Genomic DNA, 10,352 nt, shown 5'->3' with positions numbered 1-10,352 from the left:
TTATTCTTAAGAGTAAATTACATATAAATTTGCACTTTTTTAATGATAAAAAAGGTATATGCGAGCCATCGTGTATAGGAATAGTATATTTACAATAGCAGCCACTGAACAACGTAATCTGTCTCATAAATCATAAACAAGATAAATCGTTCAATATTTTTAAATATCTAACTAAACCTCATTATTCTAATTGGAACATCTGGCCATAAGCTTTCATATTATGTTTGCTATTCCGAAAAAATAAATTAATACAATAAAAATTAAAAAAGAATCTAAATCGAATCTATATGGATTCGTAGTATTTTTACTCTACCTTGTATAGTTAAACCCACCTTCATTACGAGAGACTTGCTTTCACAACTTCCCCCACCACTCTGCATAAGCTTTTAATATGGAATTTCGATTGCTAACATCATTTCATTAAAATGAGGGCCTTTGAAGCCCAGCAGTACTAATTCCAATTCCAAAAATTCAAAGCTTTAATCAACCATAAATAATAAAGTCTGTTGTTCTCTATGATTAAGTTTAAACCTATATGTTAGGTATATTCATAAATGAACAATAACGTAATACTATGCCAATCAGGCATTGTCCAAGAAATTTTATCTAACAACTATTTACTCTTTGTTGCATATATTGATGTGGGTAAAGGTCATGAAGAGAGGAAAGCAGCTTTGCTCAGTCTTACTTAACTCTATAAATTACGAAGTTTTCGCAGTAACTAAGTAACACTTAGCTTTAATGAACTTTAATCTGTAAAGATCAACAGCCTATAAACACATTTGAAAAGAAGCTATTTGAGCAAGTGATTAGCTGTAGTAAGGATTCAGGTATAGGAGTATTTTCCACAATGTGGAAAAGTAAATGAAAAAAGACTTTGTTTGATAAGAGTCCTATTTAGCTTTCTAATTTTAATCAACTTACCTTAAGTTTTCTTTAAGTTTCGCTCGTTAAATTTAAACCCTGAAATATAAACAGGTTTAAACGAGCGAGCTTATGCAATTAGCCCATACTTCTACATCATTAGATTTAACACAAAATAACAGTCAGCTTATTAGTGCTCGTATTAATGATGCGCATCGAAAAAATCTCGAAAATACAGTGAAAGAAGGTTTTTTAGTTGCGTATAACGCTAAGCTTACTTCTTTTATGCCACTACTTTGCCAATATGTTACCGAGCAAGGAAAGTGCACGTTAGGGCTAAGGCAAGCAACTTCGCCATTGTTTATTGAGCAATACTTAGCATCACCCGTTGAAGATTTTTTAGATGAGAGTATTTCCCGCAATAAAATTTTTGAACTTGGTAATCTCTGCTCTACAAATCGCAGAGCAACACTGGCACATTTTATTATTGTTAACGAAGCTCTGCAAAGTGTGGGGGCAAAACATTTAGTGTTTTGTGCAACCAACAAAGTGCGTGCTTTATTGCGCTTACTTGGTGTTACGTGTACTGAAATTGCACTTGCTAGCAGTTTTGTAGTTGAGGACCCATTAAAGTGGGGCAGCTATTACGCTAACCAACCAACAGTATGTATTGTGAGCCTAGAGCAAGCTCACCAACAAGTATTAAATACCCCAATGCTTTATAGTTTAATGCAGCAAAACCACTCAAATATCAATTCGTTGGTAAACGCATTGGTGAATGTATGAACTACTATAATACCCATGTAGTATCGCCATTAATTATTGCCCACAGTAAAGATCAAACACGTGAAATTAACGGTGATGAGTTTAACCAGCAAATACAAAAAGTAGTAAAAATACTACAAAGCTTTAACGGCAAATGTGTCGCTTATAAGCTCGATAATACGCCAGCTTGGCTTGTTATTGATGCCGCTGCTGCAGTTTCTAATAAAGTGGCTGTGCCAATTGCTCACTTTTTTAGTGAACAACAAACTCAATATGTACTAGCGCAATGCGGCGCACATTTATTTATGAGCGACACGCTAAACCCTTTATTTGGGGAGCCGACCGCATCAATCAATTTATTTGAGTGTTACACATTATATATTTACGAAATCGTTGTAGCTAAACCCGTCAGTTACTTTCCAGAAACTCAAAAAGTAACGTTTACATCAGGGTCGACTGGGCAACCAAAAGGCGTGTGTTTATCTGCAAAGAGTCAAATGCAGGTAGCTCAATCTCTTTGCGATAAAATTAATATTAAAAAGCCTGTGCATTTATGTTTATTGCCGCTTGCTGTATTGCTTGAAAATATAGCCGGTGTATATGCGCCTTTAAAAAGTGGCGGTACAGTGCATTTAATGCCATTAAATGAATTAGGCTTTATTGGAACTGCATTAAAACAGCCCGCACAGCTTATAGCTGCGATTGATAAAGTTAAGCCAAATACGCTTATTTTAGTGCCAGAGCTATTAGCATGCTTAGTTGCTTTTGCAGAAGATGGGTGGCAACCGCCAAGTTCATTACAGTTTATTGCAGTAGGTGGTGCGCTTGTCAGCGAAATGCTAATAGTTAAAGCGCGTAGCTTAAGCTTACCAGTGTACCAAGGTTATGGACTTTCTGAGGCGGCATCTGTCGTTAGTTTAAATACACCCACAAACGATAACCTCCACAGTGCCGGCTCTGTGTTACCTCATATTCAAACCAAAGTTGAAAATGACCAGCTTTTTATAAAAGGCGATTTGTTTTTAGGTTACTTGAATCATCAACCTCACGACAAAAACCAGTGGTATGCAACTGGCGATCTAGTCGAGCAGCATCAAAATACCTTATTTATTAAAGGCCGATTAAAAAACCTAATTATTACCAGCATGGGGCGCAATATTAGTGCCGAGTGGCCTGAATCACTATTACTCAGCCAAAGCGGTATTATACAGGCGGTTGTGTTTGGTGAAGGTCGACCTTTTTTAACCGCCATTATTTATGCCGATTCAAAGCTAAGTGACCCAGCGTTAGCGCAATACGTTAACGCAATTAATAAACAACTACCCGACTATGCACGAATTCAAAAATGGCATCGTTTAGCTGCCCCATTAAGTGTGCAACAAGGATTATTAACAACAAATAATCGCCCAAAACGAGATGCAATAAGTAAGCAATACCATGCTGTGTTTGAGCAATTTTACCGACTTGGAGAAGTAATTAATGAGTGATTTTTTTAACACCCTTAAAGAGCAAACTAAACAAGAGCAAAACTACCTGCTTGCAGCGCCGATTATTCAGCGTGTTTTTAAAGGCGAAGCATCACTTGAAGAATACGCCTCGTTTTTAGCGCAAGCGTATCATCATGTTAAGCATACTGTGCCATTAATGATGTCGGTTGGTGCACGATTAACCGACGATCAAGAGTGGCTGCGCGAAGCGGTCGCAGAATACATTGAAGAAGAAATAGGCCATCAAGAGTGGGTACTTAACGATATTGCAGCCTGTGGTTTTGATAAAGAGACAGTGCGGTGTAGTCAGCCGCAATTTGCTACCGAAATGATGGTGTCGTATGCGTACGACTCCATTGCACGTAAAAATCCGTTGAGCTTTTTTGGCATGGTGCATGTGCTTGAAGGCACTTCTATAGCGCTAGCTGATGGCGCGGCTTCAAACATTGCAAATGCTGTGGGCTTACCTAAAAAAGCATTTAGTTATTTAACCTCTCACGGCGCGCTTGATATAGAGCATGTAAAGTTTTTTGAAAACCTAATGAACCAAATAACAGATGAGGCGGATCAGCAAGCCATACTTCATGGTGCAAAGCGCTTTTATCGTTTATACGGCGATATATTTCGTGGACTCGATGACGAACCATTTTTTAAAGCAAGTGCACAAGGCAAATTGGCATGAGTAGCGCTTTATGTGTGCTCACTGGCGCAACAGGCGGAATAGGGCAAGCAATTGCTAAAGCCCTATATGCAAAAGGGTGGAAGTTACTGCTTGTAGGGCGAAATACCCAAGCCCTTGAAAAACTGAGCCGTGAATGCCCAGACAGTGAAATATTTACGGGCGACCTAACCGACGATACAACACGTATTAACCTAGCAATAAAAGCCAAACAACTCGGCGGCGTTAAATTACTTATTAATAACGCTGGTATAAATACAATGCAAAGCCTTGAGCACACAAGTAATGAGCAAATAGATAATATGCTCATTACTAATTTGTCGGTGCCTATTAAATTATGCCAGCTATTTTTAGGGCAGTTAGCGTATACCAAAGGCACCATTGTTAACGTGGGATCATCGTTTGGCAGTATTGGCTACCCATTTCAAACGCTTTATTGCGCCAGTAAATTTGGTTTACGTGGTTTTACAGAAGCTCTCTCACGTGAGTTGAATGGTTCAGGCGTTAAAGTGACCTATTTAGCACCAAGAGCAACAGATACATCCATTAATAGCACTAAAGCGCGAGCAATGAATAAAGAGCTCGGTAATAAAATGGACTCGCCTGAATTAGTAGCTCAAGAGTTATTAGCACTTATAAGTTCGAACCAAACAAGGCGCTTTATTGGTTTTCCTGAAAAATTATTTGCACGCATAAATGGCGTATTCCCAAGCATTGTTGATAACGCTATTGCAAAACAACTTCCTAAAATTAAACGTTTTTTAAGTTAACAAACACACAAGGGCAAAATTATGTATAAATTTACACTCGCATTTTATTTAATACTAACCTCTGTATTTGCAACTGCAGTACACGCAGATGAAACACAAGACTTAAGCGATATTCAACAAAAGTGGGCAATTGCTAATTACGAACTAGAAGACGATGCGCAAATAGACGCGTTTACACAACTAAGTGAGCAAAGCGCGTTATTTGTTAAAAACTACCCGAGCTCGGCGCAAACACATATTTGGAATGGGATTGTCTTAGCCAGCTTTGCAGGTGCAAAAGGGGGCTTGGGCGCACTTGGTTTAGCAAAAGAAGCAAAAGCGTCACTCGAAAATGCACTCTCAATTGATGGCACTGCACTGAATGGCTCAGCTTACGCAAGTCTTGCAACGCTTTATAGCAAAGTACCTGGTTGGCCAATTGGTTATGGTGATGACGACAAAGCTGAAAAATTATTTAAACAAGCGCTCGCTTTTAATCACGAAGGCATTGATACTAATTACTTATACGGTGAATACTTGTATGACGAAGGCGATTATAAACAAGCTAAAGCACGACTACTTGTAGCGCAGGCTGCTGGGATTCGTGATACTCGGGCAAAAGCAGATAAATATCGTCAACAAGCAATAAGTCAGTTATTGGCAAAAGTAGATAAAAAATTAAAAAGATAAACACATAATGCATTTATTACTCGTTGAGGACGATCATTTAGTGGCGCAAGGGCTTATTCGCTCCTTGCGCCAAGAGGGCTACAGTGTAGAGCACAGTGGCACAGTAAAACATGCCTTAGAGTGCCTTTCTAGTGGTGAGATTGAGCTTGTTATTCTCGATTTAGGGTTGCCTGATGGCGATGGCTCGCAAGTTTTAAAGCATATTAAAGCGCAAAAAAAAGTAATTCCAGTGGTTATTTTAACTGCTCGCGGCAGTATTGACGACAAAGTCCAAGGGCTAGATATGGGAGCAGACGATTACCTTGCAAAGCCGTTTGACCCTGCTGAGTTATTTGCTCGATTACGCGTAGCAAGCCGGCGCATTAACCAAACGCAATCAAGCTTATTGCGCTGTGGTGATGTAGTAATGGATACCTCTGCTCATACAGTTGCACTAAGTGGGCAATCACTTACACTACCACGAAAAGAATACATGCTTTTAAAAGCGCTGATGGAAAATCAGGGAAGGGTACAATCAAAACAACAACTCGAAAATAAACTTTACCAATGGGGTGAAGAAGTTGGCTCTAATGCCATAGAGGTGCATATTCATCATCTTCGTAAAAAATTCCCTAGCGATTTTATTAAAACCTTACGTGGCATTGGCTACGTGGTTGGTAAGCGTTAGGGTGTGTTTATCTTTCGAGGTTGAAAATGTCAATTCGTAAACGTCTGACCTTAATTTTACTTTCAATGATGGTGCTAACTTGCTTTTTAGCATTAGTAAAAGGCTATCAAAAAAGTATGCACCACGGCGAAAACTTGCTTGATAATGAACTTAAAATAGTGGCTGGCGTTTTAATTGAGCAACCATTGGCACTAAGCACAGATGCAGTACAAGTAAGTAATAATAGTGCTCAGTTGTTGTATCAAATTTGGCAAAATAATAGTTTGCTTAGTGGTTCATCTAGTTTTACGAATAACCAAATTAGTTTTAGCGAGGGCTTTCAAACTGCCAATTTAGCAGGGCAGCGTATGCGAGTGTTTGTAATGAGCAAAAATACTCGTAAAGTCATCATTGCTGAGCCTATAGCAAAGCGGTTTGAATTAGCTGAAGCCGTTATTTTATCGGCAATGTTACCAATGCTATGGGCAGTCCCTCTGCTTGCTATTTTTATAAGTTTTTTTGTGAAATACGCATTGGCCCCTCTTACTCGATTATCTAAGCAGCTGGCGTCTCGCCAAGCAAACGACTTTACGCCAATTAACTGGCAAGTAACCGACGAAGAAATTAAACCGGTTATTAATCGTTTAAACGATTTATTTAAACGCGTAGAAACTGCCTACTTAAGAGAGCGCTTTTTTGCCTCAGATGCAGCTCATGAGTTACGTACTCCACTTAGTAGTTTAAAAATTAATGTACATAATTTGGCTAATAAACAAAGTAATCTGCAAGACCATCAAGAATTACAAGCTATGTCGCAAGGCATTAATCGCTTAAGTAATATTGTTGAACAAATGCTAATTTTAGGGCGTACCCAGCCTGAACAATGGCAGAGGCAGTTTAGCGAACAATCATTGCTAACGATTACTCAGCAAGTCGTATCGGAGCAATACGACAAAATAGATGAAAAAAACCAAGCTATTAGTCTTGAAGGCGATGATTTTATTATTAATGGTGATGAGTTTACATTAACCACACTCATCGCTAATTTACTTAGCAATGCCATAAAATACACACCTAGTAATGGTCAAATTATAATTAAATTAGCATCAAGTAATAATGACTATAGTTGGCAAATAGATGATTCTGGTGCAGGCATGACTGATGAGCAAAAAGAGCGAATATTTAATCGTTTTTATCGCGTGGGGGGCGATCAGCATCCATCAGGCGAGCAAGGTGCCGGTTTAGGTATGGCGATTGTTCAACACATAATTGCTATTTATGGCGCAAGTATTCATTTAGCGAATAGCCCTTTAGGTGGGCTAACCGTTAAGGTTACTTTTACAGGAGTAAAAAGTGACTAAACGTTTATTTAATCAGTGCCTTTGTTGTTTGTTATTTTTGTCGTTTAACGCGGCGAGTAAAGAGTACCTTATTATTTTAAAAGATCATTTGTTCTATCCCTCACAAATTACAATTCCCGCAAATAAAAAAGTAAAACTATTGATAGAAAACCAAGACAGCACACCAGAAGAGTTTGATAGCTTTGATCTAAACAGAGAAAAAGTACTCTACCCAAATCGTAAAAGCATTATTTATATAGGGCCGCTGAGTAAAGGGCATTACGAATTTTTTGGTGAGTTTTCGCCAAATACAGCAAGGGGCGTTGTTATAGTTGGTGATGAAGGGGCGCAGCATGCTAATAACTAGTCTAGTCATGAGCCTTAATCAATTACTACCTGTGGCTATTTTATTAGTGCTACTACAAGTAGTTAAAAAACAAAGCGCTTTTAAAATAGGGTCTGCTTTACTAATTGGCGCGCTCATGTCGTTTTTGTACATGCAAAGTGCTTCATGGGTGAGTCAGTGGTTTGAACACCAAGGGTTAGAGTACTCACAAATAGGGCTCTGTATTACTATATTTATTGCCGTATTGGTATTTGCAATAAAGCAAAAATCAGCGGCTTTTTATATTGCTGTTATAAGCACAATAACATTGTATTTAAGCCACTATATTATTTACCTCACCAGTTTTTGGCAAAATAATGATGCAGGGCAAAGCTTATTTATTGGCACTTTATTAGGTGTTGGAATTTGTTTAAGTTTTAGCGTATTGCTGTACTTTTTAATGAATGCAATTAAGCACCGCTTTGGTATGTATCCGCATTTTACTTTGCTTGCTTTTAACAGCGCGGCTAAGTTATTAGTTGCACTGGATTTGGCAAGCCAAATAGATTTAATTACCAAGGCCGCAACCGTGTGGGATTTACGCGATGTATTAAGCGAAAACTCTGAGCTTGGGCGCGTATTGCGTGCTCTTGTTGGTTATGAGGCTACCCCTGATCTAATGAGTGTACTTATATATAGTACAAGTAGCGTGATATTTTTATCACTTTGTTATGTTATTTCGGCTTCAATATCTAAGGAACGTGTATGAAAGCACTCAACCTATATTTAGCGCTTAGTTTTACCGCTGTTTGTGTGTTGTTACTCCCAACCCAAGCGAATGCTGATGGTATTGTTGTTGATAAGGTATATCACCCTTATGTTTTACCTTTTGAACGTGAGTTTGAGTGGCGGTTAGTGTCGCATCAAACAGATAGCGGCAACATACTCGCGCAGCGTTTGGGTAGCGGTGGTGCTATTAACGATACAATGGCACTAGAAGGTTACATAGTTGGTGAGCGAGACGATAACGGCGATTTTGGCTTAGAAGCGTACGAGCTTGAGCTACGTTGGCAACTAATTGAACAAGGTAAGTTATGGGCTGATTGGGGCGCATTATTTGAGCTTGAGAAAAAGCATAACGAAGATGTATTTGAGGCAACCTCGGGTTTCGTGATCGAAAAAGAATTTGGTAAAACAAGCTTAACTATGAATGCTTTTTTGGTTTATGAATGGGGGCAGGATATTCAAAATGAATGGGAAAGTGAGTTTAGAGCACAATACCGCTATCGTTATCGTTCTGCTTTTCAGCCATCTATTGAGGTGTACGTAGGAGAAGACTTCGTTGGTATAGGCCCTGGGTTTATCGGTTTGCAGCGTTTTGATGGCCAAAAGCAATTAAAATGGGAAGCCGGGTTTATCACTGAGATAAGCCAATCTGAAAAAAATCATAGCTTTAGGCTCGCATTAGAGTTTGAATTTTAATTACACGTTTTATATGCGCCCTTTTAATTAGGGTAGTTGTCGCGTTAAATGTTACAAGTCGCAAATTTAATTAAAAATTTTCACCTTAAGCCGTTGAATAAAGTGTCTAGCAAACTGTGGGAAGTCCAGTGTCACCTCAATATGGTGATATTCGTTTAAAAGAAATATACGTTACTACTGCCAAAAAGGGGGATTAAGTTGGGAGATATTGATAAGTATTCATGCTAGAAAATTTATACATTATCCGCAGGTAATTCCAATTTAATAAAAATGCCTTTTCCACAATGTGGAAAAAGCATTTTAAATAAAGTTTATATTGGTAAAACTAAGAATTAAAGCTCGTTAAAAGCATTTCTAATATATCGGGACTCACTTTGGACTCGTCTATTGAAATATTTACACCATTCTTTGTCGTCGTAAATTTTACACCACTTAGGTTACTTTTAATAAGCTCTTTGAACTTACCGTTATAAGCAGTTTTATCTCGAGCTTTATCATTTTTAATTTTATTTAAAATATCGCGTTGTAACTTTTTAGATTCCTTTTCTAAAAATTCGTCTATTTCTAATAATTCTTCTTTAGATTCTTTACCAGTAAGCTGTGATGTTTCGATCGATTTAAAATGTGAAGCTAAATTATCGAGATAATTATCTTTATTATGTTTAACTAATTCTCGTAGAAATGGAGTAGATATAAATTTTAGGGCAGGGAACAGCTTTATAATATCGTTAGGTATATTTGAAAAGCTTAACGCGTAGTAGACGTTGCTTTTTTTCATCCCCAGAATTTCACAAAGTTTTGTCCCTGTTAGCTCCATACCATTTCTTTTTTCCAGTTTATCCTTTAACTCACTAATGGAGCGTGCTTTATCCATATAGCTAGGCTCTGAGTATTCATCCATTACTAAGGCGAAATGAGCACGTTCTTCTTCCGTTAAATCTTTGGCAACAACTAAGGTTAATTTTGTATCTGGTAAAAGAGAAACAGTGTAGGCACGACGAAGACCGCCTAGGATTTCATACTTTCCATCAACAAGTTCGGCTCTAACGGCTTCGGTATTACCACCTGTAGATTTTATCGAATGATAAATATCGAGCACAGATGCTAAAGACAAGTCTTTAAAGGATCGCTTATTATAAATTGATTTTGTACATTTATTTAAAACATCCTGGCTTTCAATTTCAACACGTTCCCATTCAATGTCTCGTTCAGAAATAGGTGAACGTTCAACTATATTATTTCCACTATTTTTTGAAATAAGCTCATCTAGATTAGTAGTTGTAATTTTACGTCCGATCACGGCTCGTTTTTTGGTATTCATAGTG

At 38.0% G+C, this 10,352-nt stretch carries 11 protein-coding genes; 10 read left to right on the top strand and 1 reads right to left on the bottom strand.

Annotation, left to right across the window (positions count from 1 at the left end; genetic code table 11):
- Nucleotides 1–996 precede the first annotated feature (996 nt).
- The 10 genes from QMA08_RS17825 to QMA08_RS17780 are packed head-to-tail and all read left to right on the top strand — an operon-like array spanning nt 997 to nt 9,027.
- Complete coding sequence (locus QMA08_RS17825) at nt 997–1,650, top strand: thermostable hemolysin (protein WP_290175116.1); 654 nt, start codon at nt 997–999, stop codon at nt 1,648–1,650.
- Complete coding sequence (locus QMA08_RS17820) at nt 1,647–3,116, top strand: AMP-binding protein (RefSeq protein WP_290175115.1); 1,470 nt, start codon at nt 1,647–1,649, stop codon at nt 3,114–3,116. Before QMA08_RS17825 ends, QMA08_RS17820 begins: the two co-directional genes overlap by 4 nt.
- Nucleotides 3,109–3,798, top strand: coding sequence for an iron-containing redox enzyme family protein (locus QMA08_RS17815; RefSeq protein WP_290175114.1), 690 nt, complete (start codon nt 3,109–3,111; stop codon nt 3,796–3,798). Before QMA08_RS17820 ends, QMA08_RS17815 begins: the two co-directional genes overlap by 8 nt.
- A complete protein-coding gene (locus QMA08_RS17810) occupies nt 3,795–4,565 on the top strand; it encodes an SDR family oxidoreductase (protein WP_290175113.1) in 771 nt (256 codons plus the stop codon). The genes QMA08_RS17815 and QMA08_RS17810 overlap by 4 nt, the downstream gene beginning before the upstream one ends.
- Nucleotides 4,566–4,586: 21 nt before the next feature.
- Nucleotides 4,587–5,234 carry a hypothetical protein gene (locus QMA08_RS17805; RefSeq protein WP_290175112.1) on the top strand — a complete coding sequence of 216 codons (648 nt, stop codon included), beginning with the start codon at nt 4,587–4,589 and terminating at the stop codon, nt 5,232–5,234.
- Nucleotides 5,235–5,241: 7 nt separating this feature from the next.
- The gene (locus QMA08_RS17800; RefSeq protein ID WP_024599432.1) at nt 5,242–5,901 is read left to right on the top strand and encodes a response regulator transcription factor; all 660 of its coding nucleotides are present in this window, start codon (nt 5,242–5,244) and stop codon (nt 5,899–5,901) included.
- 26 nt (nt 5,902–5,927) lie between these two features.
- Nucleotides 5,928–7,241 (top strand): ATP-binding protein, encoded by a 1,314-nt coding sequence (locus QMA08_RS17795; protein WP_290175111.1) that lies wholly within the window; start codon nt 5,928–5,930, stop codon nt 7,239–7,241.
- The gene (locus QMA08_RS17790) at nt 7,234–7,587 is read left to right on the top strand and encodes a cupredoxin domain-containing protein (protein WP_149592766.1); all 354 of its coding nucleotides are present in this window, start codon (nt 7,234–7,236) and stop codon (nt 7,585–7,587) included. Before QMA08_RS17795 ends, QMA08_RS17790 begins: the two co-directional genes overlap by 8 nt.
- Nucleotides 7,574–8,314 (top strand): iron transporter, encoded by a 741-nt coding sequence (locus QMA08_RS17785; RefSeq protein ID WP_290175110.1) that lies wholly within the window; start codon nt 7,574–7,576, stop codon nt 8,312–8,314. The genes QMA08_RS17790 and QMA08_RS17785 overlap by 14 nt, the downstream gene beginning before the upstream one ends.
- Nucleotides 8,311–9,027 (top strand): hypothetical protein, encoded by a 717-nt coding sequence (locus QMA08_RS17780; protein ID WP_290175109.1) that lies wholly within the window; start codon nt 8,311–8,313, stop codon nt 9,025–9,027. The genes QMA08_RS17785 and QMA08_RS17780 overlap by 4 nt, the downstream gene beginning before the upstream one ends.
- 325 nt (nt 9,028–9,352) lie before the next feature.
- Here the strand turns inward: QMA08_RS17780 and QMA08_RS17775 are convergent, their stop codons facing one another.
- Complete coding sequence (locus QMA08_RS17775; RefSeq protein WP_290175108.1) at nt 9,353–10,348, bottom strand: hypothetical protein; 996 nt, start codon at nt 10,346–10,348, stop codon at nt 9,353–9,355.
- Nucleotides 10,349–10,352 lie beyond the last annotated feature (4 nt).

Origin of the sequence: Pseudoalteromonas sp. APC 3355, assembly GCF_030407615.1 — a bacterium.
GTDB lineage: Bacteria > Pseudomonadota > Gammaproteobacteria > Enterobacterales > Alteromonadaceae > Pseudoalteromonas > Pseudoalteromonas distincta.
The sequence above is the reverse complement of the archived record's forward strand: the minus strand, read 5'-3'. Positions and strand labels throughout refer to the sequence as shown.